15 protein-coding genes and 1 pseudogene are annotated in these 14,857 nt (G+C 72.4%); 8 read left to right on the top strand and 8 right to left on the bottom strand.

What is annotated here, in order from left to right:
* The first annotated feature begins 175 nt into the window (after positions 1 to 175).
* On the top strand, positions 176 to 985 hold the full coding sequence (locus tag GTY84_RS14825; protein WP_161226728.1) for a DUF4232 domain-containing protein: 810 nt from the start codon (positions 176 to 178) through the stop codon (positions 983 to 985).
* Between the two features lie 98 nt (positions 986 to 1,083).
* On the opposite strand, the gene GTY84_RS14820 is transcribed toward GTY84_RS14825, so the two are convergent.
* Entirely contained in the window at positions 1,084 to 1,659 is a 576-nt protein-coding gene (locus GTY84_RS14820; RefSeq protein WP_161226727.1) for a YbaK/EbsC family protein, read from the bottom strand.
* 559 nt (positions 1,660 to 2,218) lie between these two features.
* Positions 2,219 to 3,043 (bottom strand): acyltransferase, encoded by an 825-nt coding sequence (locus GTY84_RS14815; RefSeq protein ID WP_345943436.1) that lies wholly within the window; start codon positions 3,041 to 3,043, stop codon positions 2,219 to 2,221.
* Between the two features lie 107 nt (positions 3,044 to 3,150).
* Between GTY84_RS14815 and GTY84_RS14810 the strand changes: the two genes are divergently transcribed.
* On the top strand, positions 3,151 to 3,678 hold the full coding sequence (locus GTY84_RS14810; protein WP_161226726.1) for a gamma carbonic anhydrase family protein: 528 nt from the start codon (positions 3,151 to 3,153) through the stop codon (positions 3,676 to 3,678).
* A gap of 54 nt (positions 3,679 to 3,732) precedes the next feature.
* Here the strand turns inward: GTY84_RS14810 and GTY84_RS14805 are convergent, their stop codons facing one another.
* Positions 3,733 to 4,383: a DedA family protein gene (locus GTY84_RS14805; RefSeq protein WP_161226725.1), complete on the bottom strand. Its 651-nt coding sequence runs from the start codon at positions 4,381 to 4,383 to the stop codon at positions 3,733 to 3,735.
* Between the two features lie 91 nt (positions 4,384 to 4,474).
* The gene (locus GTY84_RS14800) at positions 4,475 to 4,930 is read right to left on the bottom strand and encodes a DUF4442 domain-containing protein (protein WP_161226953.1); all 456 of its coding nucleotides are present in this window, start codon (positions 4,928 to 4,930) and stop codon (positions 4,475 to 4,477) included.
* Between the two features lie 85 nt (positions 4,931 to 5,015).
* Between GTY84_RS14800 and GTY84_RS14795 the strand changes: the two genes are divergently transcribed.
* On the top strand, positions 5,016 to 6,005 hold the full coding sequence (locus tag GTY84_RS14795; protein ID WP_161226724.1) for a hypothetical protein: 990 nt from the start codon (positions 5,016 to 5,018) through the stop codon (positions 6,003 to 6,005).
* Between the two features lie 104 nt (positions 6,006 to 6,109).
* On the top strand, positions 6,110 to 7,183 hold the full coding sequence (locus GTY84_RS14790; protein ID WP_161226723.1) for a hypothetical protein: 1,074 nt from the start codon (positions 6,110 to 6,112) through the stop codon (positions 7,181 to 7,183).
* A 104-nt stretch (positions 7,184 to 7,287) separates the two neighbouring features.
* Here GTY84_RS14790 and GTY84_RS14785 read toward each other — a convergent pair whose 3' ends face one another.
* Entirely contained in the window at positions 7,288 to 8,133 is an 846-nt protein-coding gene (locus GTY84_RS14785; protein ID WP_161226722.1) for a fused MFS/spermidine synthase, read from the bottom strand.
* A gap of 250 nt (positions 8,134 to 8,383) precedes the next feature.
* Here GTY84_RS14785 and GTY84_RS14780 point away from each other — a divergent pair, with 250 nt between their 5' ends.
* Together GTY84_RS14780 and GTY84_RS14775 are read left to right on the top strand one after the other, a co-directional pair.
* Positions 8,384 to 9,232, top strand: coding sequence for a TVP38/TMEM64 family protein (locus GTY84_RS14780; RefSeq protein ID WP_161226721.1), 849 nt, complete (start codon positions 8,384 to 8,386; stop codon positions 9,230 to 9,232).
* Positions 9,233 to 9,466: 234 nt separating this feature from the next.
* Positions 9,467 to 10,342, top strand: a complete 876-nt coding sequence (locus GTY84_RS14775; RefSeq protein ID WP_161226720.1) for an undecaprenyl-diphosphate phosphatase — start codon at positions 9,467 to 9,469, stop codon at positions 10,340 to 10,342.
* A gap of 874 nt (positions 10,343 to 11,216) precedes the next feature.
* Here GTY84_RS14775 and GTY84_RS14770 read toward each other — a convergent pair.
* Genes GTY84_RS14770 through GTY84_RS14760 form a run of 3 tightly spaced genes read right to left on the bottom strand, consistent with a single transcriptional unit; the run spans position 11,217 to position 13,764 of the window.
* Positions 11,217 to 11,774 (bottom strand): hypothetical protein, encoded by a 558-nt coding sequence (locus tag GTY84_RS14770; protein ID WP_161226719.1) that lies wholly within the window; start codon positions 11,772 to 11,774, stop codon positions 11,217 to 11,219.
* Complete coding sequence (locus GTY84_RS14765; protein WP_161226718.1) at positions 11,771 to 13,021, bottom strand: hypothetical protein; 1,251 nt, start codon at positions 13,019 to 13,021, stop codon at positions 11,771 to 11,773. The genes GTY84_RS14770 and GTY84_RS14765 overlap by 4 nt, the downstream gene beginning before the upstream one ends.
* Positions 13,018 to 13,764: an ATP-binding cassette domain-containing protein gene (locus tag GTY84_RS14760; RefSeq protein WP_161226717.1), complete on the bottom strand. Its 747-nt coding sequence runs from the start codon at positions 13,762 to 13,764 to the stop codon at positions 13,018 to 13,020. Before GTY84_RS14760 ends, GTY84_RS14765 begins: the two co-directional genes overlap by 4 nt.
* Before the next feature lie 208 nt (positions 13,765 to 13,972).
* Here GTY84_RS14760 and GTY84_RS34955 point away from each other — a divergent pair.
* Positions 13,973 to 14,131 (top strand): annotated as a pseudogene (locus tag GTY84_RS34955) (hypothetical protein); the annotation flags it as partial.
* Positions 14,132 to 14,186: 55 nt separating this feature from the next.
* A complete protein-coding gene (locus GTY84_RS34950) occupies positions 14,187 to 14,717 on the top strand; it encodes a transposase (protein ID WP_345943435.1) in 531 nt (176 codons plus the stop codon).
* Positions 14,718 to 14,857 lie beyond the last annotated feature (140 nt).

The following is a 14,857-nucleotide window of genomic DNA, read 5'->3' as shown; positions in this document are numbered from 1 at the left end:
GTCTCCCGTGAGTGCCGTGGCCGGTGCGTCCCCGGGCGCGCGCGGGCGGGTTCCGGGTCCGGCAGAAGTATGCAGGACCGTACTTCTGCCGGTGCGACTTCCTGGTGACGGCGCGGCACCCGGTGGTGGAGTTGACCTGAATCCGGTCTTCCCCCACACCCCTTGAGGACCTCTCATGCCTACCCGACCTCAGCGCCGCGTCCCGCTCGCCGTCACCGCCGCGGCCCTGGCCCTGGGTCTCACCGCCTGTTCGGGCGGCGACGGGTCGGTCTCCGCCCCGGTCCGGCCGGAGGGAAGTGCCTCCGCGGCCGGCACGAGCGCCTCCGCCTCCGTGGCCGACACGGTGGAAGCGGAGCCGGGCCCCTCCGTACCCCCGGTCGGGACACCGGAGCCGGACGGCCCGTCCTCCGCCGGGGAGACTCCCGACGACGGCCGGGGCCGGAGCCCGCAGGCGCTCCTCGGCACGAGGGCGCCCGAGGCGTCGAACGGCTCCCCGGCGGACGACACGGCGGGCAACGCGGAGGAGGGCCCCCTGGAGGACTCCTGCACCATGGGGCAACTCGCCCTGAACGTCCGCCCGGACGGGTCGCGGCGGATCATCGAGGTGGCCAACACCGGGACCACCGCGTGCGTCCTGGACCAGATCCCCGACGTCGGCCTCGGCAACCGGGGCGGCTCCGGGCGGGAGCGCAACCTCCGGCCCCTGGTCCCCGGGGGCATCGGCGGCCCGGATCACGCCCTGCCCGCGGGTGCGAAGGCGTACGCCGTCCTCGACCTGGCCCCCGGCGGGAGGGCCAGCGGCGCCCGGAAGCGTGTCAACGAGATGAACATCCTGCTGAGCCCGGCGCACATGGCCGCCGCCGACATCCGCAGCGTCCCCCTCGGCTCCCGGGTCCGCGTCTCCGTCCCCCGGCTCGGCCTGTACGACTCGACGGTGGACGGCGCCGTCGCCTCGATGCGGCAGGCCGACACCCGGCAGCGGTAGTGGCCCCTCGGGAGCGTCACCGGACGGGGCCACGGCCGTCCGCCCACCCCGGTCCGGGACCGTCCGCCCGCCCCGGGGCACGCCGGGCGGCCCGGTGCTCAGCCCTCAGGGGGAGCCAGGGGCACCCCGAGCCCGTCGACCACCTCCGCGCCCGGCAGTTCCGCGAGGGCCTTGCCCGGCACCAGGAGCTTGCCCCGGCGGCGACCGCTGCCGACGAGGACGTAGGGCAGGTCGACGACGGCCGAGTCCACCAGGACCGGCCAGCCGTCGGGCAGGCCGACGGGCGTGATGCCGCCGTACTCCATGCCGCTCTCGCCGGTGGCCGTGTCCATCGGGGCGAAGGACGCCTTGCGGGCTCCGAGCGTGCGGCGCGCGACCCCGTTGACGTCGACCCGGGTGGTGGAGAGCACCACGCAGGCGGCGAGCGTGGTCCCGCCGCCGCGCCGGCCGGCCACCACCACGCAGTTCGCGGACCGCTCCAGCAGGTCGCGGCCGTAGTGCTCGACGAAGACGGCGGTGTCGGCCCACCGCGGGTCGGTGTCGACGTAGAGGATCCGCTCCACCGGGACGGCGCCGCTCCAGCCGCGCACGGCGGTGGCGACCGGGGCGGTCAGTTCGTCGAGGCAGTCCGGGACGGGCGTGGCGTGGTCGAAGTCACCGATGGGTGCGCGCATGGCCGCACGCTAGCAACCGGCGCCCTCGGACGGCCCGCCGTCTCAGGGGACGGGCGCCACGACGACCGCGCGGCCCCGGACGCCCGGAGCCGGGAGCGGACCTGGCGGGCCCGGGCGGGGCGGAGTCGGGGCGGGGGCGGCGCGGACCGGGCGGGCACCCGGAGCCGGACCGGGAGCCGGGCGCCCTGCGGCGTGGACGGGAGACGGGACCGCGGGGGACCCGGCGAAGCCGAGGTCGACCCGAACGGGGAGGTCCGGGCCCGCCGCAGGAGCCGGTGACGCAGGCGCACCGGAGCGACGACGAGCGCGGAGGTCCCCTGGAACGGGAGCGAGTGCGGGGACGCGGGGCGGGAGCGGGGGCACGGCGCCGCCCGGGCGGTTCCCGGTCGATTCAAGGCGGGCCCGCCCGGCCAGAGGCGGTCCGGTTCGTCTCAGGGCGCGCCCGCCCGACCCGGAATGACCTGGTCGGCCCAGGCGGTCCCCGCCCGGCCCGAGGCAGCCCCGGTTCGGCCCGAGGCGGCCCCGGTCAGCCGTCCGCCGCCGGTTCCGCCGGCCTCGGTCAGTCGTCCGCCGTCGGTTCCGCCGACCCCGCCGCCTTCCCCCCGCCCCGGGCGTCCGGCGCGGCGGGAGCGGTGGTGGAGGGCACGTCCGCCGCCGCGCCCTCCTCCAGCGCCGACAGCGCCCGCAACTGCTCCGGGGTGATCCCCTCCGGCAGCGGCACCGGCGCCGGGGTCCGCAGCGGCGGCCGCCAGCCCCCGTCCGGCGTCCAGCGCCGTACGACACGGGCCGGGGCGCCCGCCACCACCGCGTGGTCGGGGACCGTGCCCCGCACCACGGCCCCGGCGGCGACCACCACGTTCCGTCCGATCCGGGCGCCGGGCAGGACGACCGCGCCGGTGCCGATCCAGCAGCCGGGGCCGATCTCCACCGGTTCCATCCGGGGCCACTGCTTGCCGATGGGCTGGTGGGGGTCGTCGTAGGAGTGGTTGGTGGAGGTCACGTAGACGTAGGGGCCGATGTAGCAGTCGCTGCCGATGGTGACCGAGGTGTCCGCGATGACATGGCTGCCCCGGCCCAGGACGACCCCGTCGCCGACGCGCAGGATCGGCTCGGGGCCGAGGTCGAGGTCGGGCATCAGACCGGCGGTCAGGGTGACCTGCTCCCCGATGACGCAGTGGGCACCGAGGTGGATCCAGGGTTCGCCGAAGACGGTGCCGAGGGGGAAGGCGAGCCGGGTGCCGGTGCCCAGCGCGCCGAAGCGGAGGCGGCCGGGGTGCTCGGCGGTGACGGAACCGGTGCGCCGCACCCAGTCCCAGCCCGCGTGGACGGCCCGCTGCGCGAGACGGCTCGGCCAGGACGAGAACGTGTTCTTCCGCTTGGGCACCCGCTCACCGTACTCAGGGCCCGCTCCGGGCGCGGTGCCGGACTCCTGTGATCTTCACCCCACGGGGTGGCGTACGGTGCCGTGCATCATCCGAACGGGAGGTACGCATGACCCACAAGGCGTTGATCGGCGCGATCGGCGGCAAGCGGCCCGAGGTGGCCGCGGCCGCCTTCCTGGCACCGACCTCGTCCGTCCTCGGCGACGTGACGCTGGGCCGGGGGACGAGCGTCTGGTACGGGGCGGTGCTGCGGGGCGACACGGAGCGGATCTCCGTCGGCGCGGACAGCAACGTGCAGGACAACTGCACCCTGCACGCCGATCCCGGTTTCCCGGTGACGGTCGGGGAGCGGGTGTCGATCGGGCACAACGCGGTGGTGCACGGCGCGTCCGTCGGGGACGACTGCCTGATCGGCATGGGCGCCACGGTGCTCAACGGCGCGGAGATCGGCGCGGGTTCGCTGGTCGCGGCGCAGGCGCTGGTGCCGCAGGGGATGCGGGTGCCGCCGGGGTCGCTGGTGGCCGGGGTGCCCGCGAAGGTCCGCCGGGAGCTGACCGCCGAGGAGCGCGAGGGGATCACGCGCAACGGCACGGCTTACGGGGAACTGGCGCGGGAGCACCGGGCGCTCCACGGTTGAGCGTGCGGCCGGTGCGCCGGACCCTTGCCCCGCCGCAGCGTTGAACGGCCGGGTTCAGTCGCCGGCCGCGACCGGCTCCGTCTCGGGCTGCCGCTGGGCGGACTGCGCCTTGGCCGCCTTGCGCTTGACGATCAGCATGGAGCCGATGCCGATGGCGACCGCGGCCACCAGGCCCAGCCAGGAGAAGCGCTTGAGCCAGGACTCCGCGACGACGCCGAGGTAGTAGATGACGGCCGTGGTGCCGCCCGCCCAGAGGATGCCGCCCAGGATGTTGGCGGTCAGGAACTTCCAGTAGGGCATGCGCAGCACACCGGCCAGCGGACCGGCGAAGATGCGCAGCAGGGCGACGAAGCGGCCGAAGAAGACGGCCCACATGCCCCACTTCTGGAAGGACCGCTCGGCGGTGGCGATGTGCCCCTCGCTGAAGTGTTTCGGGAACTTCCGGCCGAGCCAGGCCAGCAGGGGCCGGCCGCCCTTGCGTCCGATGGCGTAGCCGATGGAGTCGCCGATGATCGCGCCGGCGGTGGCGCAGGCGCCCAGGACGAACGGGTCGATCCCGCCGTGCTGGGAGGAGAGGAGCGCCGCCGAGACCAGGATGATCTCGCCCGGCAGGGGGATGCCCAGGCTCTCCAGACCGATGACCAGGCCGACGACGGCGTAGACGGCCGCCGCGGGAACCGTGTCGAGCCATTCCTGGACGTGCAACGCAGCCCCCTCCGATTCGCGTGCCCTCCGCTCCGGGCGCGGCGCGCCGCTTCCCGGGGTGCGCCCTGGTCCGGGCGTCTCCCGAGAAAGCCTACCGGGTCGCCTCGGCCCGCTCGCTGGGCCGGAGGGTCCACGTCACCGTCATCTCCCCGGTCACCGTGCCGTCCTCGCGGCGGATCGCGACGCTCACCGGGAACTCCGGGCGGCTGCCCTCGTCCAGCTCCGCGACGACCTCGGCCGCCGGGCGGCCGAGCGTGGCGGTCGCGGTGACGGGCCCCAGGGCGATCCTCCTGAACGCGATCTCGGCGTTGACCGGCAGCGGGACGGCCCGGGAGAGCTGGTCCCCGAAGGCGGCCAGTACGACGGCACCGCTGGCGGACTCGCCGAGGGTGAACATGGCCCCGGCGTGCGGGCCGCCCACGTGGTTGCGGTACTCGCTCCGGTCGGGCAGGGCGAGGACCGCCCGCTCCGGGGTGGTCTCCAGGTACTCCAGGCCCAGGGTCCGCACCATGGGCACCGTGGCGGCGAGCAGCTCGCCGATCGACATCTGGTCTGCGCTCATGACGACATGTTACCAGTGAGTAGCATCCGCGGGCCGGCGCGGACCGGTGATCACCGTATGCTTGCCGCCCATGTGGCCAGGAGAGCAGTCGTCCGCCGGGGGGCCGGGACGGCCCAACCCGTACCACCAGCCCGGATACCAGCAGCAGCCCCCTCCCCCCGCCGGAGGGGGACCCGCCCCCTGGAACGCGCCCACGGTCACCGCCGTCCCCGCGGCCACCACCGCTCCCCCGGCCGGCGGCGGTCCCTCCCGGCCGGGAGGCGGGCGGACCGGCGTGATCGCCACCGTCGCCGCGGCGGCCGTCGTGGTCGCCGCCTCGGTGACCGGGATCGTCCTGCTGGGCGGTGGCGGGGACGACCGGGCCGATCCGGCCCCGCCCGCCTCCTCCTCGGCGGCGCCGGAGCCGCCGGCGTCCGCGTCGCCTGCCGCCGACGACCGCCGGGACGGCGACGACGGGCCGCGCCCGACGGTCGACGGCTGGAAGACGGTGGTCAACCCCGCTCTCGGCGTCGCCTTCGACGTGCCGGCCGCCTGGGCGCTCAAGCCGGTCACCTGGGTCAGCTGGGTCACGGACGACCAGGACCCCGACGAGAAGATGCTCGTCGGCATGAAGGCGCCGGCTGTGCTCAAGGAGAAGTGGTGCGGCGAGGACGCCGACCGCGACGGCCGCGTCGAGCACACGGGGCTGGCCGCGGCGGGGACCCGCGGCAACAAGGACGCCCGCACCACCGAGGAGATCGCGCGGCACGACTCCTCGGAGTGGGTCTTCGGCTCGTACGCCCAGCCCGACCGCGGGGCCGTCACGACCGGCCCGGTCTCCTCCTTCACCACCACCTCCGGCATCACCGGCAGCATCGCCACCTCGCGCTCCGCGGGCGCGCCGAAGAAGGGCCGGTGCGGCACCGAGGGCAAGGCCACGACCTTCGCCTTCCGGAGCGGGGACGGCGCCCTGGTGTCCTGGTCCTTCACCGGCGCCGCCGGGGTCGGCGACGAGGTGCCCGACGGCACGGTCCGGCGGATCGCCGCCACCGTGCGGGAGTACACGCCGTCGGAGACCTGACCGCGCCGGGGCGGCCGGGGGCACCCGTACGCCCCCGGTTTCGGTACGTCCCTGACAAGGGCCGGTGACCGAATCGTTTCCCGGGCCCCACTAGGGTGCTGGGCATGTGGCCAGGACAGCAGCCGCCCGGGGGCGAGCAGAACCCGCAGCAGAACAACCCGTACCAGCAGCCGGGATACCAGCAGCCGAATCCGTACCAGCAGCCCGGTTACCAGCAGCCGAACCCCTATGGGCAGCAGCCGCAGTGGGGCGCTCCGCAGGCGCCGGGCACCCCGCAGCCGCCCACCGTCGTCGGCGGCGGGAGCGGCGACGGCGGCGGCGGCGGGAGGAACCGGACCAGGCTGGTGGCCGTCGTGGCCTCCCTCGCCGTGGTCGTGGCGGCGGGTGTCACCGGTTTCCTGGTGCTGGGCGGCGACAAGGACGACAAGGCCGACGACGGCAAGGACCCCAAGCCCGTCGCGAGCGGATCGGCGACCGGCTCGGCGTCCCCTTCGCAGGAGTCGCCGGATCCGAGCGCGCCGGTCTCCGGCGGCAACCCGCGCGGCGGCGACAGCGAGCGGGGGGACGGCGAGCTGGAGGCGACCGTCCCCGGCTGGAAGGTCGTCGCCAACCCGCGCTTCGGCACCCTCTTCGACGTGCCCGCCGACTGGGAGATCGAGACGCCCGACACCAGCGTCGGCTTCGAGTGGGAGGAGAAGGGCAAGACGGAGCGCACCAGCGTCACCGCGCCCGCCTACCTCAAGTCCAAGTGGTGTTCGGCGGACGAGAACAAGGACGGCCGCAAGGAGAACACCGCGCTCGCCACCGCGGGCACCCGCGGCGAGAACGGCGCCAAGGACACCGACATGGCCGCCGAGACCCGGGTGCCGTGGTGGATCTACGGCGGTTACACCCAGCCGGACAAGAAGAGCGTCAAGTACGGCAAGGCCAAGCCCTACACCACCGCCTCCGGCATCGAGGGCAGCGTGATCACGGCCCACTCCGAGGGCACCCCCCAGAAGGGGAAGTGCGACAGCGAGGGCAAGGCCACCACCTTCGCCTTCAAGAACGGCGCGGGCGACTTCGTCACCTGGAACCTGTACGGCGCCAAGGGCGTCACCGACGAGGTGCCGGACGAGACGGTCCAGAAGATCCTGAGCACGGTGCGGCTGACCGAGGAGCCCCCGACGGAGGGATAGCCCCCGTACGCGTCCGGACCGGCGCTCCGGACGCCGCGGACCGTCGACCGTGGACCGGCGGCAAGTCCGCCCGCGCCCGCGCCCCGTCCGGCCCCGCCGCCCCGTCAGCCGATGCCGAACGCCCCGTCCGGCGGCGGGGGCGAGGGCCGCGCGTCCTCGTCCCGCACCGGCCGGGCGCCCCCGACCAGTTCCCGCAGGGCCGGTCCGTGCACGACCCGGGCCGGGAAGGCGTCGGCCGCGCAGCACCGGGCCAGCGCGGCCGTGTCCAGGGGCTGCCGGGAGGCCAGGACCACGGCGTTGCCGAACCGGCGGCCGCGCAGCACCCCCGGTTCCGCCACGACCACCACCTCCGCGAAGAGCTGGGCGAAACCGGCGAGTTGGGACCGCAGGAAGCCGAACGGCGCCTGGTCCGCGAGGTTGGCCAGGTACACCCCGCCGCTCCGCAGCACCCGTGCCGCCGCGCGGGCGTATCCGGCCGAGGCGAGCGACGCCGGTACCCGCGAGCCCCCGAAGACATCGGCGACGATCACGTCGGCCGAGTCGTCCGGGGCCTCCTCCAGCCAGGCTCGGGCGTCGGCGGCGTGCGCGGTGACACCCGCGCCCTCCGGCAGCGGCAGATGCTCCAGGACGAGGCCGAGCAGTCCTCCGTCGGCCTCGACCACGTCCTGCCGGGAGCCGGGCCGGGTGGCGGCCACGTACCGGGGCAGGGTGAGCGCGCCGCCACCGAGGTGCAGCACGTCCAGCGGGCGGCCCGGTGCGGCGAGGACGTCCAGGGCGTGCCCGATCCGGCGGGTGTACTCGAACTCCAGGTGCTCCGGGTCGTCCAGGTCCACGTAGGACTGCGGGGCACCGTCGACGGTGAGCAGCCAGGCCCGCTCGCGGTCGACGTCGGGCATCAGCTTGACGGTCCCCTGTCCGGTGACGAGGGAGACGGGCACGGCTTCGTTCACCGGGCCATTGTGCCGGGGCGGGCCGGGAGCGCGGCGGGGAGGGCAGGGACGCCGGGGGGCTGCGCGGGGCGGGGGACGCGGGGCGGGGCGGAGCAGGCAGCGCGAGACGGGGCGGCGCGGCGCAGACGGAGCAGGCGGCGCGGGGCGGGGTGGGACGGGCGCGGCACAGGGGGCGCGCGGCGGCGCGGCGGAACGGTTGCGGCGCGGCACCATACGGCGATCACACACGGATGTCGGCTACTGTCACCGGATGCTCGATGCCACCACCCGCTCTGGGGGCACCGCCGCGGTCTCTTCCCGGACCGCCGGGACGGGGTTCTCCGTCACCACGACCATCACGGCGACGATGACCGGCACCGCCGGAAGCGCCGTCACCACCGCGGGCCCCGCCGCCGTCACGGGACCGTGTGCCGGGGCGTCCGCCGGCGCCGCCGCCCGGGTGACGAGAGCACTGCTCTCCCCGTGGTCCCGGCTGTCGCTGCTCGTCGTCCTGCTCGCGTCGGCCGCCACCGCCGTGGTGCTGTACCAGCCGCAGGACATGCTGACCCGGGGCTGGCCACCGCACCTCGGCGGAGCCGCCGCCGCCCTGGCCTACGCGGTGGCGTACGGGCTGTGCACCGTGGCCTTCGTGCCGCGCCCGCTGCTGAACCTGGCCGCCGGGGCCCTGTTCGCCTCGCAGCTGGGCCTGGCCGCCGCCCTCGCGGGTACGGTGCTCGGCGCCGGGACCGCCTTCTGCCTGGGCCGGGTCCTGGGCCAGGAGGCGCTGCGTCCGCTGCTGCGGGGCCGGTGGCTGAGGGCAGCGGATGGGCAGCTCAGCAGGCACGGCTTCCGTTCGGTGCTGGCGGCGCGGCTCTTCCCGGGCGTGCCCTTCGTCGCGGTCAACTACTGCGCGGCCGTCTCGCGGATGGGCCTGCTGCCGTTCCTGCTGGCCACGGCACTCGGCTCGGTGCCGAACACCGCCGCCTACGTGGTCGCCGGGGCCCGCGCCTCGGCACCGACCTCCCCCGCCTTCCTGATCGCGCTGGCCTGCATCGCGCTGCCGGGCATCGCCGGTGCCGTGGTGGCCTGGCGCAAGCGGCACCGGCTGCGCGGGCGCTGACGGCCGCGCGGTCACGGATGGCGACGCGGGCGCTGACGGCCGCGCCCGGCACGCTCCGGACGGCGGCCGGGGACCGGGCCGGGCAGGGGGCCGCAGGGCCCGTTCACCCCTGTGGCCCCGTCTTTACTTTCGGGCGCTACGCTGCCCCTCGACACGCCTGGGCGCACGCTTGTACGCCGTCCGGGTGTGCCCGTCGTCTTCGCTCCTCGATCGGCACTTGGACTCCTTAACTCCATGTCTTGGTTTGAATCCCTCGTCCTCGGACTCGTCCAGGGGCTGACCGAGTTCCTTCCCGTCTCCTCCAGCGCGCACCTGCGGCTGACCGCGGCGTTCTCCGGCTGGCACGACCCCGGGGCGGCCTTCACGGCCATCACCCAGATCGGCACCGAGGCCGCCGTCCTCATCTACTTCCGCAAGGACATCGGACGCATCCTCGCCGCCTGGACGCGTTCGCTCACCGACCGCTCGATGCGCCGCGACCCGGACGCCCGGATGGGCTGGCTGGTGATCGTCGGCTCCATCCCGATCGGGGTGCTCGGCCTGACCCTCAAGGACCAGATCGAGGGCCCGTTCCGCGATCTGCGGCTGACCGCGACGATGCTGATCGTCGTCGGTGTGGTCATCGGCGTCGCGGACCGGCTCGCGGCCCGGGACGAGCAGGGCGGCCGGCACCGCGCGCCCCGGCGGCGCAAGGAGCTGACCGACATCGGCGTGCGCGACGGCCTGATCTACGGCGCCTGCCAGGCGATGGCGCTGATCCCGGGCGTCTCCCGCTCCGGAGCGACCATCAGCGGCGGCCTGTTCATGGGCTACCGCCGCGAGGCCGCCGCCCGGTACTCGTTCCTGCTGGCGATCCCCGCGGTGCTGGCCTCCGGGCTGTTCGAGCTGAAGGACGCCATGGGCAGCGGCCATGTGTCCTGGGGACCGACGCTGTTCGCGACGATCGTCGCCTTCGCCTCCGGGTACGCGGTCATCGCGTGGTTCATGAAGTTCATCTCCACCAAGAGCTTCATGCCGTTCGTCTGGTACCGCGTGGCGCTGGGCGTCGTGATCCTCGCGCTGATCGCGACGGGTGCGCTGAGCCCGCACGCGGCGGAGTCCGCGGGCTGACGCAGTGCACACGTGCAGCGCCATCCGGCGCTTCCCAGCGTCCGACCGCGTCAGCACGCCATGATCACGTCCCATTCGTCTCCCACCGGGGAGGCGGGACGCACTCCCCCGGGGCGCGTGCGTCCGCAGAGCAAGGGATGACGCGGATGGGGCCGCACGGCCGTGCGGGCCCATCCGGGCAGAAGGTGGAGCGGGTCGGCCCGAGGTCATGTCCGGCCCAGCTCCAGCGGCACCGGCCCCCATACCTCGTGAAGTCGATCAGAGCCGCGTCTCGCCGCGAAGCGGCAGGCAGGGTGCGCTGCAGTGCAGCGTCGGCCATGAATCCGATGCCGGGCACCCCCCGGACCACAGCGGCCGAGTACAGACGGTACCCGGGCCCGTCGGCGTACTGCGCCACCGAGCGTCAGGACTGGCAGCCGAGGCGCGTCGCCATGATCCGGTCCGCTCAGAACCCGGCACCGCGCGGACCGCGGCGTGCCGAGGTCCGCGCGGTGCCAAGAGCCAGGCTGCCGGACGCTCCGAGAGCGACCACCGAGACTCCGCGCCGCAGCCGGGCAGCAGACCGGGCCGGGGCTCTCGTCCTGTGGATTGCCATGGACATATCCACGGAAGGCCTTCCGGCACGGATTCTCCGAGTCACCCGCCGATCCCGCCGCACCTCTTCCACCGAAGAAGTCCGGCCGGCCAGGACTGCACCCATAGACGTGCGGGTCTACCTGTTTCGTCGCCGAGGTCCGGTCAGTACGACTCGAAGGGCCGACTCCCGCCTGGCCGGTTCACGGTTTGCCCGGAATCGGTGGCCTGGGCGACGAAGGCCCGGCTGGTACGGGCCCGGCATGGCCCGTTGAGGTTCCCGGTGGCCTCGGAGGAAGGGCTACGGCTTCCCGGAGGATTTGACGGAACGGATGCCCGCGGCTGCCAGCAGTACCGCGGTCAGGGACCACGCGGGAACACTGCTCGACGGATACAGGACCACCGCCCACCAGGCGTGGCTTCCTGCCGGGCCACGTCCCGCGACGACGCCGGCGATCAGCAGCATCATGCCCGTGGCGATACCTGATGCGCTGTTGCCCACCTGGGCGACCAGGATGCCGATGCAGGTCAGCAGTATGACGTTGCGGGCGGTGTCGAAGCCCGTGACGAAACCGGCTGTCAGACACAGAGCGAAGACGAATGCCACGAAGGCCGCATCGATCACAGCGACAGCGACCGCGGCGGTCCTCTCGATGTGATCTGCGCGCCGGTTGAGACAGTAGAGGACCGCGGAAGACACCAGCAGGGGAGTGAAGTAGGCCAAGGGAGTGACGCCACTGCCGTTGAGTGCGGGCAACTCGATACTGCTCTTGCCGGAAAGCTGACATACCACCGCCATAAAGATGACGGCTACCGCCGTGGTCCACCATTTCCGCACTGATATCACATAGAGCCTCATCGCGCTCCCTGCACTGGGCAGGCGTGGTTGAGAACCTGCTGCGTGAACCAGGCGGACTGCTGTTTCACTGGCTCGTCGAGGACTGGACCTACCAGGCTCCACAACTGCGGAGCGGTTCCCCGGCGTACCGCCTCCCTGTCGCCTGCAACAGCAGTGGCCCACACGAGTTCCGGAGCGGACGGGCCTGCGCAGGACTGCTTTCCGTGCTGGGCCGCCGTTCCCTCGACAGCCGATATTGCCATGACATCAGCTGCCGTGTGGTAGGCGGCCTGCTGATGAACGGCAGGAAGTGACCAGTGCAGCCGCCATACGCCCGGTGCGGGCTTCACCGACGGCGAGAGGATTTCCATCCGCTTCGGACGTGTGACGCCGGCGGCGACCAGAGCGCCGAGTGGGCCTTGGGTGCTGCGGCGGATCTGCGGAATATAGGAACGGTACTCAGGCGGAACGCAGATCTGCGGGTCGGTTCCGGAGCATAGGGAATCAACGGCACGGATGCTTGCCGGGTTGCCGTAGCCCCATCCGCTGACTGCGGTGTGTCCGACGAGGAGTGCCGCTGCTGCGGCACCTGCACCGGCAGGGAGGAAGACACGGCGGGAGCCGGTACGGGTGAGGAGCCATGCGGCAGCCACAAAGCAGCCGGTGACGGCCCATGGCACGAAATAGATCTCGGGCCGGTGGACTTCGGTGATGGTGGATGTTCCGTCGATGAACCCGCCGAGGTGTCTCAGCCATGCGTTGGACATGGCGTGTGGCATCGTCAGCCAAGCCCAGCACAGGGCTGCCGCGGCCGGCGCGGCAAAGCTCCTGGGGAGACGTCCGCCGACGTACCAACCGATCACAGCCCACTCGGCAGGGACAACGAACATATGCACCAGCGCGGTCCATCCGGCTCCGGAAGGAAGCACTCCGGTGTTGATCCATGCCAGCACGACGGCGAGCACGAGAAGAGCGGCTCCCAGTGCGGCGATGGGAGTACCGATGAACAGGATCAGCGACCATCGCGACCGTGCGGATGTGGTCAACATGTGCCGCACGGGCCGTATACGGCCTGAATCCCACGCGGCGCACGCGGCGACAGCCGGAGCGATCGCGGCGAGAGCATAGATCGTGCTCTCGCCCGACTCGACTCCATAGCGGGACGGAACGGTGAATACCGCACTCTGCATATACAGATATACGAACAGGGCGGCCGGCAGGATGACCCATGGAGCCGCCGAACGCCGCAGTTGATGCTGGATGATCACCGGAATCCTCCTTCGAGGACAGCGGTGTAGGCGTATTCCGCAGCGCGTTCCGAGTGAATTTGGGTGCCCGAACAGGCGAGAAACGAAGGAACAGGTCCATTGAACAGGACCTTTCCGGCATTGAATACTACGACGTCGCTGAAGACTTCGCTGATGTCGGCGATGTCATGGGTGGAGACAACCACATGTGTTTCGTTCCGCAGCGAAGCGATGAGCTGGAGAAAAGATCTTCGCTGTTTCGGATCGAGGCCAACGGTGGGTTCGTCAAGGAGCAGGACCTTGGCGCGATGGACGAGGGCCTGAGCGATTGCGACACGCTGCTGCTGCCCGCCGGACAGATCACTGATCTTCCGGTCCGCTTGCCTGGCGAGGCCCACACGTTCCAGCGCCTCGCCGGACGCGCTCGACGCGTCGCGCTGCGTCATGCCCTTGAGCCATCCCGCATAGGTGACGTGCTGACGGCAGGTCATCCCCGAGAGGAACGAGGGCTTCTGCGGAAGCCACGCCACTGCCGCGCGGTAGGCCGCGGACTGTTTGCGGTTCCATGGGCTCAGGCCGTCGAACGTCACGTCTCCGGACCGTGGGCGCAGGGCGCTCGCCCCGAGCGACAGCAGCGTGCTCTTGCCTGCTCCATTGGGTCCGAGAAGAACGGTGGCTCCGGAGGCGAAGGCCAGATTGAGACCCTGGATGACGTCACGACTTCCCCGATAGCGGAAGGTGCATTCACGGAAGGTGAGAGTCATGGGCGGCCCTACTTTCTTGTCGTAAGTTCGAACTGGTCACTCGTAAGATCAGCGGGGCCCAGATGCTCCGGGTATGGCTGTCCTGCTGTCGCCGCGAGACCGCTGGAAGCGCTTGGCCGCCCTGAGCCCCGCGACGGCCCGACAGCCCATCGTGAGATACGACTCGGCCTCTGCATGGGGCAACGTCGGCGAAGTTGTCTGCTGAGCCGTGAACGCGCGGCGAGCCGACGGAGGCAGGCATCCCCGAACATGGGCCGGATTCGGCATCCACAAGGAACATCACCACTGCGTGGTGATCGACTCGGACGGCGAACGGCTGCTGTCCCGCCGGATCCTGAGCGACGAGCCGACCCTGCTGGAACCGATCGGGGACGTCATGGCAGTCGATGACGATGTGCTGTGGGCGGTGAACCTCAACCACGGTGGAGCCCATCCCGCTGATCGGGTTGCCGCTGGGGCACGACCAGTCGATGGCCTACGTCACCCGTCCGACCTTGCGCCCTGCTTCGGCCTCCTACCAGGGCGAGAGCAAGACGGACACCAAGGACGTCTCCGTCATCGTCGGCCAGGCTCGCGTGCGCCGCGACCTGGGCCGGCTGCAACCCGGCGACGAGATCACCGTGGCCCTGCGCACCCGGACCGGCCGACGCACCGACCCGACGCGCGACCGCACTCGCCAGATCAACCGGCCGCGGTCTCAACCGCTTGAGAAATCCGCGGCGTTGGAGCGTGAACCGGAGCTGGTGAACGAGCTCCCCATTGCGCTGCTGACGGTCCACCAGACCGCGGCGGCGATCCGCCGCGGTGAGCCGACGAGGTCTGCGATGCCGCGGATCTTGCGGTCGCGCAGCCATGTCTCGATGTGCTCGTACTTGTCCGCGCTCCCCAGTCTGAAGAGCTGCCCGGGCCCGAAGTCCCACTACGCACGCAAACGCGCCGAAGGCAAAGGGTAGGAGCAGGCACTGTCGGCGCTCACCCGCTGTCGGCTCGATGTCCTGCGGGTCATGACCCGTGACGGAACGTGCCACCAAGCGGCACCGCTGGTAACAGCGGTGGCCTGACAACAGCATTGAGGAGCCTCCCTGTACGCCGG

The organism is Streptomyces sp. SID8352 (assembly GCF_009862265.1).
Classification (GTDB): domain Bacteria; phylum Actinomycetota; class Actinomycetes; order Streptomycetales; family Streptomycetaceae; genus Streptomyces.
Note: the sequence above shows the minus strand (reverse complement) of the source record. Positions and strands in the feature narration are given on the sequence as shown.